The sequence below is a fragment of the Ensifer sp. ENS11 genome, from assembly GCF_014851895.1.
In the GTDB taxonomy this organism is placed as follows: Bacteria; Pseudomonadota; Alphaproteobacteria; order Rhizobiales; family Rhizobiaceae; genus Ensifer; species Ensifer canadensis.
In genome coordinates this window covers 1-18,425 of the sequence record NZ_JACVAN010000013.1, presented here as the reverse complement: position 1 = coordinate 18,425, position 18,425 = coordinate 1, and the positions used below count along the sequence as shown (strand labels likewise).

General features: G+C 57.5%; 15 protein-coding genes and 2 pseudogenes. 8 read left to right on the top strand and 9 right to left on the bottom strand.

Going from position 1 to position 18,425, the window contains the following annotated elements; genetic code table 11:
- Positions 1–36: 36 nt before the first annotated feature.
- Positions 37–1,239 (bottom strand): serine hydrolase, encoded by a 1,203-nt coding sequence (locus IB264_RS22240; protein WP_192434071.1) that lies wholly within the window; start codon positions 1,237–1,239, stop codon positions 37–39.
- Between the two features lie 1,567 nt (positions 1,240–2,806).
- Between IB264_RS22240 and IB264_RS22230 the strand changes: the two genes are divergently transcribed.
- A complete protein-coding gene (locus IB264_RS22230) occupies positions 2,807–3,277 on the top strand; it encodes an ATP-binding protein (protein ID WP_246811804.1) in 471 nt (156 codons plus the stop codon).
- Between the two features lie 198 nt (positions 3,278–3,475).
- Here IB264_RS22230 and IB264_RS22225 read toward each other — a convergent pair whose 3' ends face one another.
- The 6 genes and pseudogenes from IB264_RS22225 to IB264_RS22200 form a co-directional block, all read right to left on the bottom strand.
- On the bottom strand, positions 3,476–4,648 hold the full coding sequence (locus IB264_RS22225) for a site-specific integrase (protein WP_309141665.1): 1,173 nt from the start codon (positions 4,646–4,648) through the stop codon (positions 3,476–3,478).
- 11 nt (positions 4,649–4,659) lie between these two features.
- Positions 4,660–5,082 (bottom strand): annotated as a pseudogene (locus tag IB264_RS22220) (type II toxin-antitoxin system VapC family toxin).
- Entirely contained in the window at positions 5,079–5,327 is a 249-nt protein-coding gene (locus IB264_RS22215) for a plasmid stabilization protein (protein ID WP_192434067.1), read from the bottom strand. Before IB264_RS22215 ends, IB264_RS22220 begins: the two are co-directional and overlap by 4 nt.
- 209 nt (positions 5,328–5,536) lie before the next feature.
- Positions 5,537–6,316 (bottom strand): TIGR01458 family HAD-type hydrolase, encoded by a 780-nt coding sequence (locus IB264_RS22210; protein WP_192434065.1) that lies wholly within the window; start codon positions 6,314–6,316, stop codon positions 5,537–5,539.
- Positions 6,317–6,968: 652 nt separating this feature from the next.
- Positions 6,969–9,161 (bottom strand): KGGVGR-motif variant AAA ATPase, encoded by a 2,193-nt coding sequence (locus IB264_RS22205; RefSeq protein WP_192434063.1) that lies wholly within the window; start codon positions 9,159–9,161, stop codon positions 6,969–6,971.
- A complete protein-coding gene (locus tag IB264_RS22200; protein ID WP_192434061.1) occupies positions 9,162–9,752 on the bottom strand; it encodes a toll/interleukin-1 receptor domain-containing protein in 591 nt (196 codons plus the stop codon).
- 237 nt (positions 9,753–9,989) lie between these two features.
- Between IB264_RS22200 and IB264_RS35630 the strand changes: the two are divergent.
- The 4 genes and pseudogenes from IB264_RS35630 to IB264_RS22180 all read left to right on the top strand — a co-directional run.
- Positions 9,990–10,316 (top strand): annotated as a pseudogene (locus IB264_RS35630) (toll/interleukin-1 receptor domain-containing protein); the annotation flags it as partial.
- Positions 10,317–10,513: 197 nt separating this feature from the next.
- On the top strand, positions 10,514–11,113 hold the full coding sequence (locus IB264_RS34730; protein WP_192434058.1) for a TIR domain-containing protein: 600 nt from the start codon (positions 10,514–10,516) through the stop codon (positions 11,111–11,113).
- A gap of 50 nt (positions 11,114–11,163) precedes the next feature.
- Positions 11,164–12,270, top strand: a complete 1,107-nt coding sequence (locus IB264_RS22185) for a toll/interleukin-1 receptor domain-containing protein (RefSeq protein WP_309141664.1) — start codon at positions 11,164–11,166, stop codon at positions 12,268–12,270.
- A complete protein-coding gene (locus IB264_RS22180) occupies positions 12,270–12,920 on the top strand; it encodes a hypothetical protein (RefSeq protein WP_192434054.1) in 651 nt (216 codons plus the stop codon). Before IB264_RS22185 ends, IB264_RS22180 begins: the two co-directional genes overlap by 1 nt.
- On the opposite strand, the gene IB264_RS22175 is transcribed toward IB264_RS22180, so the two are convergent.
- Positions 12,917–13,261, bottom strand: a complete 345-nt coding sequence (locus IB264_RS22175) for a hypothetical protein (protein WP_192434052.1) — start codon at positions 13,259–13,261, stop codon at positions 12,917–12,919. The two genes, IB264_RS22180 and IB264_RS22175, sit on opposite strands and share 4 nt — an antisense overlap.
- Positions 13,258–14,361, bottom strand: coding sequence for an IS5 family transposase (locus IB264_RS22170; protein ID WP_192434050.1), 1,104 nt, complete (start codon positions 14,359–14,361; stop codon positions 13,258–13,260). Before IB264_RS22170 ends, IB264_RS22175 begins: the two co-directional genes overlap by 4 nt.
- Before the next feature lie 1,030 nt (positions 14,362–15,391).
- Between IB264_RS22170 and IB264_RS22165 the strand changes: the two genes are divergently transcribed.
- From IB264_RS22165 to IB264_RS22155, 3 genes are read left to right on the top strand one after another with little or no spacing between them, the layout of a single operon-like run.
- Positions 15,392–16,822, top strand: a complete 1,431-nt coding sequence (locus IB264_RS22165) for an SIR2 family protein (protein ID WP_192434048.1) — start codon at positions 15,392–15,394, stop codon at positions 16,820–16,822.
- Positions 16,823–16,826: 4 nt separating this feature from the next.
- The gene (locus tag IB264_RS22160; RefSeq protein ID WP_192434046.1) at positions 16,827–17,519 is read left to right on the top strand and encodes a TIR domain-containing protein; all 693 of its coding nucleotides are present in this window, start codon (positions 16,827–16,829) and stop codon (positions 17,517–17,519) included.
- Positions 17,520–17,533: 14 nt separating this feature from the next.
- A complete protein-coding gene (locus IB264_RS22155; RefSeq protein ID WP_192434044.1) occupies positions 17,534–18,115 on the top strand; it encodes a toll/interleukin-1 receptor domain-containing protein in 582 nt (193 codons plus the stop codon).
- Positions 18,116–18,425 lie beyond the last annotated feature (310 nt).

The following is an 18,425-nucleotide window of genomic DNA, read 5'->3' as shown; positions in this document are numbered from 1 at the left end:
GAGATGGGATCGCGGTTACATCCGAGTCCCAGTTTCTCAGGCGGCGGTCTTGATGCCTTGCACGACATTCGTTGCCGTCTCGAAATCCAGGTAGGCCGTGAAGGAGGCAGGGTCGCCGAAGGGCAGAATCTGGGTCGCCCAGAACCCGCCGATGCCGTTCTTTCGATCGATCCAGTAGAACAGGTTTGCCAATCCGGCCCAGCCGATCGCGCCCGCAGGACGGCCGGTCGGCGCGACTTCGTCGTTGACCATGAAGGTATAGGACCAAGATTTCTTCAGCCCGGGGAAGAGCTCGGCATCGTGCGAAAGACTGGAGATCACTCCGGGCAGCATCACCACTTTCTGATGTGGCTGCAGGCCATTGGTTGCCGCCTGCTCCACCGTCTCGGGTCTGAGCACCTGGCCGTTTGGCCCCGCACCATCGTTCAGCCACATGCGGATGAATTTCATGTACTCCCCTACTGATCCGTAAAGGCCATGGCCTGCCATGTCGACCTCGGGGTTGTCCGGCAGTGCAAAATCGGTCATCGGGCTCAGTGCGCCGTCCTCTCCGCGTGCGTGCATCGTGGCTGTGCGCGCCTTCATCCCGTCCGTACGCGTAAACGCGATATCGGACATGGCCAGCGGGCCGAACACGCGCTCTTTCAGCACCTCGCCCAGCCGTTTCCCTCGGATGCTCTCGACAACCTGTCCGGCCCAGTCGATATTGGTGCCATACTCCCATTTCTCGCCCGGATCGAATAGGAGCGGCGTCTTAAGGGCCGCACGCGTGCCGGAAACGACGCTGGGCTGGCCGTGGTCCTTGGCCAGCCTGTTGTAGTGCTCATTGAAGATGTCATACCCGAAGCCCGCCGTATGCAGCATCAGCATGCGGGTGGTGATCTCAGTTCGGGGTGCGCGCAGTTTCGGATTTCCAGCGGGGTCGAATCCATCAAGCACCTGTAACTCACTGATTTCTGGGGCGTATTCCTTTGCTGGAGCATCCAAGTCCAGCGGCCCCTCCTCGACGCATTGCATCACCGCGGTTCCGCCGATCGCCTTGGTGGCCGAGAAGATGGCAAAGATATCGCTGGTGGTCATCGGCGTGTCGTCGGCCAAGGATCTCACACCCGCAGCACCCTCGTATTTGTTGCTTTCGGCGTCTGTGACCATCGCGACAACCCCAGGAACCCGGTCCTTCTGAGGACCCGAGGTCACGCGTCCGAGTATCCTGTCCAGTTCGCTCTTCAGATCGGCCATTTGTTCCTCCCTGTGCGTCCGTTCGTGACGACCCGTGTCACTTTTCCGTCCATGCACACGCGCGAGCCAGGTAGCCTCTGCGGACCACCCGATGCTGCGGCTGAGTTCGACAACCCGCTTGGGTCCATTCAGGTCGTCTCCGTGCGGCGCGGCGGACACGGCTGAACAGGCCAAACGCCGCGGATATAGGCGCTGTACAACGACGTTCGAACCGGTTCCCATTACCTGCTAGAAAACTTCACGTGGCCCCATCGGTGAGACGCCAGACGGTACGATTGGCGGCGATTAAGGTCCTAGCAAGTGTCGGAACGCGGATATGGAGTTCGCAGAGTACGTAGAACAGACGCCCATGCCGGGCAGTATAACAATCATATGGAAAACTTGCAGCCGGGAGGCGAGTTAACTCCATCGATTGTCAGCCGACATCTGCCCGATTTGCGGTCCTGGATCGCATCGATATTGTGGTTCTGACCGCCGTTGCGATGATGTTTGGTTGCGCTCAACGGCTGAGGCTTCGACACAGACGTCTGTGCCGCCGTTGTCTGGTTGGACGAACTCGTAGGTCTTCGTCGAGTTGAACCACTTCACAGCAACTGGTGCCATGACACTACAAAATCCAACGGCAATTGGTAGTGGACGTTGGGGGAGCGCCCGAACACTAAACCCTGACAGCTGTCAGGGTTTAGGGCGCCAAGTGGTGCCGACACTTACGGCGGTTTGCACTTGCGCTTGCACCTCGTTTTCCTCGGTGAGCGGGGTAACGCGTCTGCCCCGGCTCAGCTTGGTCGGGCTTGGCCTCGTGCGGATTCTCTATGTGGTTCTGAGGAACGGAAATCCTGACAGCTGTCAGGGTTTGCAAGTGCCAGGAGCAAAATCTTGCGCGCGCCTTTCGTGAAGTGGCGCCATGACGGATGTCGGTTCCTCGCTCTGCACCTTTGTGGGCGTCTGCAACGAGGTACAATCAGTCGGGGAATTGCAACTTCCTAATCGGCGCGGTCGGGCTTCATGTTCCAAACGTCTGTCGTGGTAGGGATCCGGGAAGCCGCTGAAGTAGCTCTCTCAGAAGATCGCGATGCATGGGCCGAACGGTGCGATTTCGAGCTGGCGCGAGCTGATGACGGCCGCGGTGACAAGCCGGGAAGCGTCAAATCTGAATTCGGGCCAGCCTTGCTGTGTCCAGTTCCATTTCATGAGCTATAGAATTCCTTTCTATAACTCATTTTTGCCCAACCGCGGCTACTCATCCGGCCAAGGGCAGCCTATCGGAGCCCAAAGGCCGATTCCATCTCTCTGCTTTGGGTGGCAGGGAGAGGGTGTTGAATGGACGGTCCGGTCGACATATTGTCTTGCAGCAAGACGCGCTCAAATCAGCGCCATCGCCCATTGATAGGCGGCTGAGGGGCCGAAAGGCGAATTGAGAGCCGATCGTGAGAAGCTGCTCAACCGTCGCAAGCGCGAGTCCTGAAGCATGCTAAGCAGACAACTCCGCGCCGTCTCCAGCAGCTCTCGACCAGTTGCTACCTTTGAACGAAGTCAACCCGAGACGGCTAAGGCAAAAGGATACTCATTGGCGACGCTGCATCTGATGGTTGGATTACCGGGCTCCGGTAAAACAACGCGGGCGAAGGAACTCGAAAGGGCCTTACCGGCTGTTCGGCTGACGCCGGATGAGTGGCATCTTCGCCTCTTCGGTCAAGATCTGAACGATCCCGAGCACGACACGAGGCACAGTGCCATAGAAGCACTGCTCTGGGAGATAGCCGGGCGCATACTCATACAAGGTGTTGATGTTATATTGGACTTCGGCTTCTGGTCTCGGACTGAGCGCGACGAGTTTCGCAGCCGTGCTGTGCAATTGAGAGCCAACACTATCATTCATTATGCGCCGACGCCGATCGAAGAGATCTTAACCCGGTTGGCGGCCCGGAATGCGTCGCTTCCGGCCACCGCATTCCGCATCTCTGAGGAGATGATCTTGAAATGGGCGCAGATGTTCGAGCCCCCTGCAGATGATGAACTCGCTGCATCGAAAATTTGAAGGCTGGTTGCCGTCCTTCTGCGACCTTGCCTGCGAGGTGGAACCATTCTCCGCCAACGCAATCGTTCACCCTTGCTCTCTCTTTCGTATATCTGCGCCCCTTTAATGATGGGGTCACTAAGCCTGAAATTGACTATGCAAGATCGCTGAACCACCGCAACGATGCATCGACGTCGGCGACTTCAGACAGCGGTCTTATCAGGTGATCAGCCGGGCGGCGCGCCCCTGTTTGCGTTCCACGTCATTGTAATAGCGAGCGGCCTGCGTCACCGACTTGTGCAGCGACTGCTGCATGGCTTCAGGGAGCGGGATGCCCCGATTGGCAGCCTCGGTCAGATAGCCTGACCGCAACCCATGCGCCGAAAATAGCGTCGGGTCGAGCCCGGCATGTTTGCAGCGGCCCTTCAGGATCAGGTTGACCGACTGCGGCGTCAGCGCCCGCTGGTCGATATTCCCCCATTGGTCAATGCGTCGGAACACCGGCCCCTCTTCGATATTGGCTTCCTCCAGCCAACGTTTCAGCGCAACCACTGGCCGGCCGATCAGCAGCACATGTTCGTCGCCATCACTCGTCGTCGTCTTCGTGCGGCCGAGCCGGATCGACAGGCAGGAGAGGGGAAGGGATTTCTCGTCGTTTGGATCTGTCCGAACCGGGTCCTCATCGTTGAGATCCTCAACGCGCATCGCTGCCACTTCTGATCGGCGCCGTCCGCCGGAGGCGAACGCGGCCAGAAGCAGTGCACGATCGCGTAGATCGACCAGACGCTCGCCGGCGCACGCGAGCAGAAGCTTCGCCAGGATATCGCCCGTGACCGCCTTTTTGCTCTTGCGTTGCCGCGGCCGTGCACTGGCGCGAACGGCCAGTCGCAGGGCGGATTTCAGCGAAGGGCGGTCAAAGGAACCGATGAGGCCGCGCCAACGGGTGAGGATCGACCAGCTTGTTAGCCGGCGTCGAACGGTTTCCGGGGCGTGTGGTCCTGTGGCGCGCAAGAGGCGTTGGGAGCGCAATCCGCTTTCCACCTCTGCCGGCATGCCATGGCTTGTATCTTCGGCACGCTTAGCCGGGTCCCAGAGGTGATGGGCGATGAATTTCAACAGCAGGCTTTCGGGCGCCGGCCAGGGGAGAGGAGCGCCGGTGGCGAGCTGGCACCAGGCTTCGAGATAGCCGAGGTCGGAGGCCAGCGCCCTCAGGGTATTGGCACCCATGCCTTCGCCGGCGAGGTGTTTCAGCGTCGCGACATCGGCGTCCGTGAGAAGGGCAGCAAGCTGGTCGCGGCGGTCGAACGGCAGGATGGCGTCGAGCGCGTCCAGCTCCTCGGCACGTTTGAGAACCGGATCCCCGCTGATCAACTTGCCTGCCGCTTCCGCCACCGTGGTCTCCCTTAGCTTCTATAGCCCCACGGATTGATTACGACACCGGTAGCTTCGAAGTCGGCGACATTCCGGGTCGCCAGTGCGGCGCCGCGTGAGAGGGTTATGGCGGCAATCCGTGCATCGAATTGGCTGATGGGGCGGCCAGCCTTGCGTCGCGCGATGGCGAGCGTCGCATAGGCGGCAGCTGCGTCGCTGTCGAAGGGTAGAATTCGGCCGGCCAGGTCTTCGCTGAATATCGGCATGATCGCCGCTTCCAGGCTCTGCCGCCTGCGCCCGTCCGCCAATCAACCCAATACCATATCGGATTTCAGCTTCGGTAACGGCAGTCGTGAAGACAGAAGTCGGCGGTTGGTCGCCTAACCAAGCTTCAACAGCAGGCGAGGGCACGGGGCCAGGAGCTCCGGCAAAACATTGGTGTCAAGAATAATCACGCGCCAAAATCCGGAGCGTCACGAATCGGGTCGCGTGCAGGTACCTTGAGCTCTACGCCCCCGAGGGGTTCGATACGCGCGCGAATGGCACGCGCCAGATTGGTTGGCCGCTGGCCGGCGGTGGATAGCGCAGCGCGAAGAATGTCGCGTGCTTCGTCTTCCATCGATCGACCATGCGAGGCGGCGCGCAACCTCAGACGCTGTTTAAGTGCATCGTCGAGATTTCGGATCGTCATGCTGGCCATTGGCACCTCTCATTCATCATTGATTGCAAGCTAGTCATTGATTGCGTGAATTTCAACGGTAGCTAAGCGGCACTCCCGGATACTCTGGGCGCAGACAGAGCGCACCAGCGACCGCGGAGTTGGAATCTTTTCAGTTAGATGCTGGAAAACAGTAGCCACAACCCCAAGCTCTGATGTCCGCTGTCTGGCAGCGCGCCCGCTTATTCCACTCACCCCGCTTCTCTGCGCTTTGCGAGAATCCAATCGACCGCGGCGGAAATATCGCGCAGTGTCGCCGTCGGTGCAGGCTCGAAACGGCCTTCGTCGCCGTGGCGATACTTTCCGGTGCGCACCAGCAGCGCATGGGCAAAACCGATCCTCAAGGCCCCAGCGACGTCCGTTTCCGCATCGTCGCCGATCATCACGGCCTCTCCTTCCGTGCAGTTGATGGTGGCGAGTGCCGAGCGGAAGAATGCCGGAGCCGGCTTCCCAAGGACAATGGCGTCTCTCTGGCTTGCGAATTCCAGTGCAGCGACGAACGCTCCCGCGTCAAGGCTGAGTTTTCCGTCGGAATCCCTGAACGTCCGATTGGCTGCGAGAGCGAGCAATTCGGCTCCGTCGACCAGCTCTCGAAATGCCGCATTTAGCGCTTCGTAGTCGAATGCGTCTCCCGCGTCGCCAATAACGATCGCCTTCCCGCGACTGCCTTCCAGGCCTTGGAATTCCTGAATTAGATCGGGGTGTACCAGAAGATGTGGCGATCGCTCGTGCTTGCGAAGCCAATTGCGCGCCGCCTGCGCCGGAGTGAAGAGTTCGTCGCTCGTAACCGAAAAACTAAGCCTGGCGAGCCGGTCGAGTACGGTTTGCTTGTTTGAGCGGATGGTGTTGCTCACAAAGCAAACGAGGAGACCGGCTTCGTGCAGGCGCGCCACTGCTTCAGTCGCGCCAGGCACGGTATCTTCGCCATCATAGATGACGCCGGCGAGATCCAAGAGCACACCTTTGATCATCACATCACGATGACACGGAGAGGCAATGGGTCAAGCTCTTCCGACATAGCTGGTTGCAATCTCCCGGAGGATCGGATGCGGATCCAATCGACCATCACCTGTGCCCCTGCGGTGTCATCAGTGGATCATCCCAAATCCATCATTAGCGATACGGAGTACCTATCGATAGTGACGTGTCGTGAAAGGCGGCGTCCTGATGACGGAAACTTGAGCGCCATTCGCTTCCGTTACAGCTAATTACGAAGTTAATTCATATGGTTAATGATCGCCTAAGATGACTAACCTGGCAGGAAGGGCGCCTGCGGCCCATCTCGGACGCAGCATTGCGCTCACTCGCCTAGATCAACGGCGAGCTCGTCTTCGAAGACCTCGTGCTCCACGACGCCGGTCATCACATACGCAAGCCGACACACGAGGTGACGATCCACACGCGACGTGCTGCGCACCCGCCGGCGGATCGTTGAACAGCCATCCGGCTGGGCGCTGCCTGCCGACGTCTCCGAACCCTCTGCGGGCAGGCGTGGCCAGCACCATCACCTGGGCCGCGGGGAAGGGGCAAAAGCCACTTGGCCGCAGGCGGCGCTCCGGATCGTCAGAGGAGCTCTGGACCTGCGCGAAATGACCGGGAATAGGTTCAGAGCTTGGGTATGCTTTAGCGAGGAGGGTCAGCCGTCGTCAGGTCAAGCTGCAAGAGTGCCTGTCGTCCTGCGCCGAGTGCCTTCCTTATCGCGCCGGGTTCAACACTTTCACCGTGGAGAGCAGCGTTCGCTGTTTTTGTGAAGCTACGAAGAAGTTGCAACAGTGGCGCAGCATCCGCTCTATCAGACAAAAGTTTTTCCGCCAGTCGCGTCAGTGATAGCATTCTCGAATTTTTTCGAAATGCTGGATCCTCCGAAAATTCCCGATCGGCGGCAGTTCGAAGTGAGCGCTCTATATCATTTCGAAGGACGACAAGTGCTTCAAGATGGGAGGTAACTTTCTCATATTCGATAAGCGTAGTCCGCCCTTCAATAAGTCGAACCGCTGCTCGAATTACATTTCCCTGATTATCTTCCAAAATGAATGGCTCGTCGACGGTAAACGCTGTAGGTTGCTTCTTGCCTCCGTCTACAGCGATATTATCGGCGTATAGATACGTTCGATTCAGCGTATCAAGGATAGGATTTAGACGACCATTCAAACCTGGGATGTAGCCGCTCGACTGCAAAACAGCGGAGCCAATCGCTCTCTGTCGCTTCAGGCGAAGCTCGAGAACATCGTGTGTGTGGAAATCTTTGATAACTGCTGGCAAGTAAGATGAATGAGCGGACAAAATCTTATACGCACGCGATGCACGCAATTCTAACGTTGCTCGTCCCTCGTCGTCGGTAACACTTTCAACGCTGGTACCGTTCTCCGATAGGGCGCAGATATGAGCACCGGCGACGGGCACGTTTCCTTCTGAGGTGACGCGTACACGCAACACATGTGCCTCGCTCGGCTCGGCTTCCACAGGATGAATTTGGCTCCAAATTTTCAGAGCCGCGTCGTCGGCATCATCGGTGAGGACATGGAACCGATATGGCTGGACGATAGTGGGAAGATCTTCGCGTCTCGTGTCTCTTGTGATAAATGGGATAAACAAACGAGGCGCCTCGTCAGATGCGGCCTGCCGAAGAAAGGTTCGAACCTCTGCGTCGACCCAGCGATTGTGGCGGTCGTCTTTGCCAAGTAGAAGCACAAAGTGATTGGCCTTCTCTACTCTGTCGACGAAGCCTTCGAGTTTGCTCCCACTTGGCAGATTGTCTTCCGTCCACGTAGAAACACCGTAACGATGGAGACTCTGCTGGATGCGGCGGGCGAGGTCACGGTTCTCCCGCGAATAACTCAAGAATACAGACTTCTGATCGGGAATACGTGCCAAGCGCCGGGCGGCTCCGACGTATTCGTCTCGTGATCCGGCTAGCAGTCGTGTCTGTCCCAACTTATGTGCGAGCAGAGCGGCAAGATTTTCCATGCTGTAGTTGATGCTGGAGGAGTCTGAAGATGGATCTTCAACCACTGAAATTCGTTCGCCGAAACTCCAAAACGGCACGTATGGTATCGTCGCAGCTTGGATCAACTTTTCGGCCGGGACATCTTGGTTAGCCCATCCAGTGTAAAATTCCTCTAACGCCGCGACGAAACGGTTTCTCCAATGCATTGAAATTCGGTGCTCGACCTGCGCCTCGAAGCGGGCGGGGATCGGCAGCAGAAGGAGCTTCGAGCGATCCATCGCTAGATCATTTCTGATTTCCGCGGCGCGTCGGGCAACGGATGTTGCGCCGACCAGGCTTTGCTCGTTTGCCGTGAAAAGAAAAGCCAGAATATCGGGGAGCTGTGCCGTTACGATTCCGGAGAAGTCAGTGATGCCAGTGCGCGAATCGATAAGGATGAAATCGTACTCATTGCGGAGTTCATCAAACATGATCTCAAGCGCTTCACCCAGGCCTTGCTTGTAGAGCCGCGTCCAATTTAGCTGCTGTACGCGGCGCATATAGTCGGAATCTGATCGACCGGCCTTGATCAGCTTTACGCCTGGAAGTTGGGCTGTACGAAGTCCGCAGACATAGTCGCGCCACTGTAGAGGAGTTTGGCGAAATTTGGCGAAGTCGGCCAGCAGCTCTACGAGGCCGCTACGGGTGGAAAACTCATCGTCGCTTTTGAAGGGCGAAAAAAAGTCTTCGAGACCTGGAGCCTCCAGATCCCAGTCAATACACAAAACGCGAAAGCCCCATCGACCCAAAAGCGCCGCGGCGTTCACCAGCGCGAACGACCGTCCGACGCCGCCCTTATAAGAGTAGAAGGTGACTACTGTGCCGCGCATCTAGAACCTCAGCAACTTAACGCGGGGACCGGTCTGGGCAATTGCCTCTACGTTCGCGAGAGGGAAATCTGGTTGCCACTCTGGTGCGTCCCCGAGGCGAGCTTCGATTTCCTCAGCAACGGCAAATACCGCATCGTGAAACGCCATATATTCCCTTGATTCACGGAAACAATCATAGGGGTAGGTAAATGCGCTTAAATCCTTTGCGTGAGTCCGTTTCGCACGGTCGTCGAAGTTCTTCCCATCCGAAAATACGACGGGGTAAACTAGTCCATTCGCAGGCACCCCGCCGCGTTGTTTGAGTCTTTCCTCGCGCGCGATCATGCTCTCCCATTCCGCCATGCACCACTCCGAACGGAAGTAAGGTGGGGTCCAGACAGCAATCATTATTCTGCTATGCAGGAGGGCGTGCTTGATATTGTCAGGCCAATCGACCCCGGTTGGCTGAGCGGAATCCACAAAGATCGTTGGTTCGTTGGGGAGCAGTCCATCGAGATGTCCACGGAGCACCGGAAGAAAATGCTTCTCCACCCACGGCTGCACTTGCGGGGCTCTCGGATAACTTAAAAACACATCCCATTCGTAAGCCACATTCGCCTCATCAATTCTTCGTCGCGGCCTCGATCACTTTCAATACCCCTGCGACCATGACCTCAGGCCCTGTGTCAAGAGACTCTGACCTGCGGCGGGAATTTTCCTTCAGATTGGCACTTCGTAGCTCAGTTCCTGCTTATTGATTCATGAGAATCGTAGAGTGGATGGCGAGGTGGAGTGCTCGCTTATGAGTTGCGAATCAGACAAAATCCTTTCCCGGGCGAGGGGAACTACATGACCATTGACCAAAACGAGATCCGTAGCTCGGCGAGCTACTCGACGGTAAGGAAATCAGCGAGCGAAGGGCGGGCGCAGAACAAGCGTACGGCGTTTTTGTGTCACAGCCACCTCGACGCCGAACTCGCCAAAGGATTGCAGGGTTACCTCCACAGAAATGGATGGGAGGTCTACATAGACTGGGAGGACGCGACGATGCCGGAACGTCCGGATCGCCGAACCGCGGAAAAGATCCAGGCGAAGATCCGCGACCTCGAGATGTTCTTCTTGCTCGCAACCCAGAATTCCATGGGAAGTCGTTGGTGCCCTGGGAGATCGGAAACGCAGACGGCGTCAAAAGCCTGGATCGAATCCTTGTCATTCCCACACGCGACGGGGGCGGCGTCACGCACGGCAACGAATATCTTCAGCTCTACCGACATCTCGATAGAACCTCGACAGGCGGAATTGGGAGCTTCGACGCGGCGGGGAAGGGAATCCGCCTTTACGGCAATCAGATGCCCTGAGCAGGAAAACAGCCAATGGCGCGTAGAACGTTCTTTTCCTTTCACTATTCATCCGACGTCTGGCGTGCGTGGAATGTCCGCAATTCATGGGTGGCGAAGCCTGACCATGTCGACGTCGGATTTTTCGATAACAGCGTGTTCGAGGCTTCCAAACGCGAAAACGACGACACGCTGAAGGCGTTTCTCCGGAAAGGACTCGAGAATACCTCGGTGACTTGCGTCCTCACTGGAACGGACACCTGGCAGAGGCGCTGGGTGCGCTACGAGATCGCTCGCAGTATCATCAAGGGCAACGGTTTGCTGACCGTCCATATCAATGGCGTCAAGGACCGGAACGGATACATTTCTACCAGGGGACACGATCCACTCGCACAGATGGGCGTCTACAGAACAGGCGGCTCCATCTATCTCGCCGAGTGGAAAGGCGGGAAGTGGGTATCTTACTCCGACTATACCCGCGCGATCCCAGAGAGTGACCTCTGGTTCGCCGCTCCCAAGTCGGGCAGCGTCGTCCAGATCTCGAGCCACTGCATGGCATACGACTACGTGCAACAGCGCGGACACCAAAACATAGGTGGATGGATTGAAACCGCCGCGGGGCTCGCGGGTCGATGAGCCTCTACGAACTAGCGATACTCGGATCCCCGACCGAGAAAGAACGCGCCGTGTTCGCGGCAACAATAGGTGAAATGATTGCCGATTTCGGCTTGTCGGTCGGGACGGAAGTCCTGCTTCATGACGGCCAGTCCGTTCGTAAGCGCGATCCGCGAAACGCCTTTGCAGCTGTCTATTTCGGCGGTGGCAAGGAACGCGACGTCGACGTCGCAAACGAACTCAAAGCCGCAAGCCTGCCAATCATCCCGACAGTCGATCACTCGGGCGACTTTGGCGCTGCGATCCCGCCCTCGCTGCAGTTCGCGAACGGGCTGAGACGCCGGTCCGACGATCCGGCTCTGACGGAGCTTTCGGGAGCGGCTTTGGAATGCGTCGGCCTCCTGCGCGCGCAGCGCCGGGTCTTTGTCAGCTACAGACGAACGGAGTCCCGCGCGGCGGCGCTGCAGCTTCACGACCTCCTCAACTCTCGAGGATTCGACGTCTTCCTCGATACGCATGACATACGTCCCGGCGAACCGTTCCAGGATGTCCTGTGGCATCGGCTGGTCGACTCCGACGTTGTCGTTATGCTTGATACTCCCAGCTACTTCGCGAGCCGATGGACGCGGCAGGAGATCGGTCGGGCTCGGGCGAAGGAGATCCAGGTCATTCGTGTCATCTGGCCGGAGCATACGCCGAGCCGTCTGATGGATATGGCTGAGACTGTGTATCTCGATGCCGAAGAACTCCTCGGTCCTGATGGCCCGATCGTCGATGCAACGGCAGACTCGATCGTGCTACGCGTCGAGCGGCTCCGGAGCATGAGCATCGCCGCGCGGTACATGTCGATCACCGGCAAGCTCAGGGCGGACGTCGAGAAGATCGGCGCCGCAGTCGAGGCTGTGGGCGCCCACCGGGCAATTGCCGTACGGCTGCTGAACGAGCGCCTTATCTGGGCCTATCCGATTGTCGGTATCCCGTCGGCCGAGACCTTGAACGACGTCGCGACGAAGGCAAAGAAGGCCGAGCAGGGCGAGGTACCCGTACTTGTTTACGATCACATCGGAATTCGCGATAGTTGGATCGCGCATCTCGCGTGGCTGGACGAGCAGATTAAAGCAGTGAAGACTATCCGGGTGTCCGAGGCCGGCTGGGCCTTGGCAGGGATGGACGAATAATGGCTGAAGCGATCTTCTTATCGGCGGGCGTTCCAGACCCGAGGCGTGGGCCGGAATTCGCGGTGACGGCGGATACCGTTGCCATAACCGCCGCGGTGTCCGCGCTCGCCTACGTGTCCCTAGGGCGCAGGCGCCTTGTCTGGGGTGGCCATCCGGCTATCACCCCGATGATCCTCGTCATGTCCGAGGGCATGAGCATCGACTACGCGGAGTGGGTGACGCTTTATCAGTCCGAGTTCTTCAAGGACGAGTTCCCCGAAGACAACGAGCGCTTCCGGAACGTCGTTTTCACGGAGAAGCTCAACAATGACCGAGAGGCGAGCTTGAAACACATGCGGCAGCGCATGTTCAAGGAGCACGAGTTCAAGGCGGCGGTCTTCATCGGCGGCATGGGCGGCATCGTCGCGGAATACGAGATGTTCAGGCAATTTCAGCCGCATGCGAAAGTCATCCCGGTCACCTCTTCCGGAGGAGCGTCCCTCGACGTAGCCGCCAAGCTGGGCGAGGTGCCGTCCGACTTCCAGACCCAACGCGATTACGTGGCACTGTTCCACGAGCACCTTGACATTTCCGTGAGGGAGGAGCGCTTCAGGGTTCCTGGAGAGCAGCCAGCTGTCATCGAGGAGCGGTTCTGGCGGCCTGAGCACTAGCAGGCTGTTGAAGAAGTCTCCCGTTTGGCCTTTAGGATGGCCTCGTCGCCATTATCATAAGCGAAAGTGATCTCGATCGAGCCACTGTCGAGCAATTCGGCATGACCGTCACCCGAGACTTCGTCCATTTCGTCGCATCCGGCCCATGTGAAGGAGACCATGGACGTGCTGTAGGCGAGATCGAGGGCCGCCTGCATCGCACCGAAGGCGATCTCGCCATGACCGCCGGCACTGATTGTGATTGTGGCGGGCTCGACCAGGTCGAGATAATCCCGATCCCACAGATCGGCCTCAACGATCCGCCAGCGGCCAATCAGACGGCAATTCGACGCCGCGCTCATGACAGCACCGCTATCAGTTTCGGTAACCGCACCAGATCATAGGCGGCGGCCGCGAAGGTGAAGGCCCATCCGACGCGGTCGCGGCCACGGAACTTCGTCTTGTCCTGCCGGGCGACGGTCTTGATCCAGCCGAACGCCTCCTCGATGCGCTTGCGGATGCGCAAGCTGACCCGATAGCCGGAATGGCGCGTCGTGCGTCCATCAATGGCCGAGCGGCGACCATTGATGTTCTGCGCCACATGGGGCGTGACCTTCATCGACCGCAAATCTTTGACGAAGTCCTTTGTGTCATAGGCCTTGTCGGCACCCAGCGTGATCGCTCGTGTCCGCTCAGTGAAGGGCCCGATCATATGCAACGCCGCTACCCGTTCAGCATATCCGCTGGCCTCCGTCAGATAGGCATCGACCAGCAGGCCATGGCGGTTTTCCATCAGCCCATGCCCCATGAAGCACAGCTTGGCCTCCTTGCCTTTTCCCTTCCTATAAAGCTTCGCATCGGGATCGGTCGTTGAAGCATGCGTCTCGTTGGAGCGTCTCTCGCCATGGAAGTCTGCTTCCTTATTCCGACCGCCCGCATCCGACGGTGGTTCGCCATGATCGCCCCTTGGGCCGTCCTTCGGCTTGAAGCTCTTGATCGATGCCCAGGCTTCGATCAGCGTGCCATCGACAGAGAAGTGGTCCGTTGACAGCAATCGCTTTACTTTGGGCTGCGAAAGGATCGCACCGAGGAACTTCGCGGCGATGTCGCCTTCCAGCAACCGGTCGCGGTTCTTCGAAAACACCGAATGGTCCCAAGCTGGATCGTCAATGCCAATGCCAACGAACCAGCGGAACAGAAGATCGTATTCCAGCCGCTCCATCAAAAGCCGCTCGGAGCGGATCGAATAGAAGGTCTGCAAGAGCATGGCGCGCAGAAGCTTCTCAGGCGCGATCGATGGCCGCCCAATTGGCGAATAAAGCGCAGCGAACTCCCCTTCCAGTGAAACGAGCGCATTGTTCACCATCTGCCGAATTGCCCGTAGCGGATGATCTTTACGAACGCGATCCTCCAGATCGACATAGCTGAAGAGTTCGCCCGTCCTCACATCGCCGCCGCGCATGCATCACTCCAAAAATCGACGACGCGAGTGAATCACGGCGAAAACCTCAAGGCCACCTTCTTTTTCAACAGCCTGCTAGGAGGTTCGGTCAGACCGGGAGCTCCACGAAGGGCCTGCTACGAAACACCCCTGGCTATCGACGGAAACGCGACGGTCCGATGGTGTGGATCGAATTGCCTCAACAGTCTATATGTACAGCGACTTGGATGCCCTCGATGGCCAGCCGGTAGATTACTTCCGTTTCGAGATCTGGGTTATCGGTTTCCGATTGCCAGATTGAATGTCGAGTTGCTGTTGCATCCCAGTTCCCAAACGCTTCGTTCCTGCGGGACCCAAGCTGTTGCCTGTTCAGCTTCGCACTGACCATCAAGACCTGGTAACTCGATGGCTTCGTTATCAGTCAAGCGCAGCTCTGACAGAGATGGGGTAGTCTCGCGTATCAGTCGACGGACCAGGATCGGCAAGTTCCTTCTGCATTCGTGGCGGTCTCCCCATTGACGAATGGCGGTTCCATCGACTGGCATAAGAGTCCTCTCGCAAAGCATTGATTCAAGCCTTCTTTCGGTGCAGATATTGCGCTCCGTTCGAGAACTATTGCCGCGGGTCGCACCTCCAGCTATCGCCTTGGAAGGACGCCTACTGAACGTTGTATCGACAGCAGTGTTGCGGCCCGGATCGAAAAACCTTCGCCATTGCGGTCATGCTTCATTGTCGACAGATTCGGCTGCTCTGTGCCCCAGGTCGGTCGTTCGAGATGGTGCCGATGATCCTTAAAGCAGGCATTCGCGATTTAACGCCGTTATGGTTTGAGTGGATGATTTCACCGAAGGTTAGCTTGCCGCACCAGCGGCCGCCCCCAAGCAATTTGCTCAGTTTGGGCGTCAGTCTGGAGAAGAACTTTTACCTTATGCTCTAGGTAAGCCATTTGAGGTTGAATATCTGGCCCAGCGCACCCATATTTCGCGAGGGGACGGGGCCGATATTTTCTATTGTCAGACCGTAAGACCAACGACCAAAGATGGGTTGATCGATGCGGGATGATATAAAGGGGTTTGTTGCCAATTTTCTTTCGGAAATCGAGGCAGGCAACGCAGCGATCTTTGCCGGGGCCGGACTGTCGGCTCCTGCCGGATTTGTGGATTGGGGTAACCTGGTCCGACCGCTAGCCGAAGAGCTCCATCTCGACGTTGACAAAGAGTCCGATCTGGTCGCGGTGGCGCAATTTCATGTGAACGCGAATCACCAAAATCGGCACGCTCTTCACACGGCTATCGTCAACGCCTTCTCGGCAAGTAACCCGCCCACCGCGAATCACAGATTTCTAGCGCGGCTTCCCATAACGACCTACTGGACAACCAACTACGACAAGCTGATCGAGACTGCGCTAAAAAACGCAGGCAAGATTGTCGATGTCAAATGGGCCGTACCGCAGTTGGCAAACACGCAGCCCCGCCGCGACGCCATCGTTTACAAGATGCATGGCGATGTTGACCGGCCAGATGAAGCAGTCGCCACGCGCGATGATTACGAGCGTTATGCGAGTGACCGTGGAGCGTTCACCAACGCGCTGGCTGGTGATCTTGTGTCGAAATCATTCTTGTTCATCGGATTCAGTTTTACGGACCCGAACCTTGAACAGGTGCTGGCTCGGGTGCGGATAACGTTCAAAACTAACCAGCGCCGTCACTACGCCATTTTTCGGAATCGGACCCGCCGCATGAATGAAAGCGAGGCCGAGTTTGAGTATGGAAAAATTCGCCAAGAACTGGTGCTCGAAGACCTGAGGCGATTCAACATTCGTCCCGTGCTGGTCGATGAATATAGCGAGATTACCGACATCCTGGCCGAGATTGAACGGCAACACCGTAGCCGGACGATTTTCGTTGCGTCGAGCGCTGGTGACTTCGCGCCATGGGGTGAGCCGGCGGTCACAAGCTTTATGCGGACTTTGGGTTCGGCCTTGATCTCGGCGAAGCTTCGCGTTGCGACAGGCATGGGCCTCGGCGTCGGCAATGCCCTGTTCACGGGCGCACTCGAAGCAATTTACGCAGACCGCCAGGGGCATATCGAGGATCGAATGCTGATGCGGCCTTTTCCGCAATATATCGCCGATGGGGCGAAACAGACGGAAGTTTGGGAAGCCTACCGCCAAGACATAATATCGTCAGCGGGCATCGCGTTGTTCCTGTTTGGCAACAAGAAGGTTGGCGACGATACCGTTGTCGCCGACGGCATGTTCCGCGAGTTCGAAATCGCCCGACAACATGGCGTGATCTGTATTCCCATAGGTGCCACCGGCTATGCCGCCGCTGAATTGGCCGACCGTTGGATTGGTCACGGTGCTGACGGAGACGCAGCTCAGCTCGATGCGCTGAAGGAATTGCGCGAGCCGCGTGAGAACCTCAATGAACTGATCGACCCAATCCTAAAACTCGCGGCCGCTGCCCGGAAAATAAGGTAACCCGATGCACAAAGTCTTCATCAGCTACCATCACGCCAACGACCAGTGGGCCAAGAACCAATTACAACAATGGGCCGACCAATATGGTCTGTTCATCGACGTGTCTGTTGATACGAACGACATCAACGACAATCTTCCAACCGAAAGCACCCGTCGGATCATCCGAGATGATTATCTCAGAGATTCAAGTGTGACCGTCGTTCTGGTCGGCACCGAAACCAGGGGAAGGAAGCACGTCGATTGGGAAATCTACTCCAGCATGTATGATGGAGCGGTCAATAAACAGTCCGGCGTCCTCGTTGTCCAGCTCCCGTCCACCAATCCCGCATATTGGACGGCAGCGCACGAAGTTGAGAAGGCCGCGGTCTATCCTGATTGCACCTCGTGGAGCACCATCAGCGACCGGGCGGGATATGAACGGCGCTACCCATACCTTCCCACCCGCATCATCGATAACTTACTTGCCCCAAAGGCAAAGGTTTCCGTGACAACGTGGGATCGCATCGCGGGAAATTTGAACAATCTCGTGACGATGATTGATGCTACCTACGATGATCGAACGCTTTGCGAATATGACCTTTCACGGCAGATGCGCTCAAATAATGCACCGGCATTGATTTTAAGTGCAGGGTTTGAAGTCCCTGTCAGCGACATGGTCCTGCCGCGCAGCGCGCCCCAGAATATCATCGTCAGATAATGTAGGGGGAATTGGTGTCCACATTCACGGAAAGCCGCATACGGCAGCGCGCCCAGCAGAAGGTTGGAAGCTTGAGAACGGCGAAAGTCGTTCTCAAGGAGGAAGTCGCAACAGCAAAAGCCAAAAGTAACTTCGACATTTTTCTCAGCCATTCGACTTCTGACGCTGAGATCATTCTCGGCGTGAAAGGCGTTTTGGAGGACTATGGCAAAACAGTCTACGTCGACTGGCTCGAAGATCCGCAATTGGACAGAGCCAATGTCACCGCTGCAAACGCGGAATTAATTCGGATGCGGATGCGCCAGTGTAAGTCACTCGTCTACGTTCATACTGCAAATTCCGGATCTTCTAAATGGATGCCTTGGGAACTGGGCTATTTTGACGGCTTCAACGGCGCCGTGGCGATACTTCCCGTGACGAAAAATCATCAGACAAGCTATCAGGGTCAGGAATACCTCGGCATCTATCCATATTTGGACGAGGCTCCGGCTCAGGGGGGGACAATCAACGAGATTTGGATTAACAAGGGCAGTTTAGCATCGCGGCGGTGGACCCCTTGGGTCAGCGATCCACGAGAATTCCGTAAGACGAGCTGATCGGTTCGACCCTTGCGCCGCATTTGACTGGGGCAATGTTCGCCTGACGGACGTCGAGAGAGCGGCTGCCTCCAGTTTCGCTTCATCCGGAGGGAGGGGACTAGCGTAAACGCAGTTTCGTTCTCGGCCCGCCAGACGGGATTCTAACCGCAGCTTTGTAGTGCGGACGCACGCGTCTGCTGCTGTGATGGGTTTCGGATGCTGGCGCTCCACGCGTTGGCCTGGCTCGGGCCGGCGTCCGAAAGCCTCCAGTGAAAGAACCCGCGGGATGGAAAGCGCGGTTGCCGGTCTATGGGGATTTGTCGTTTTC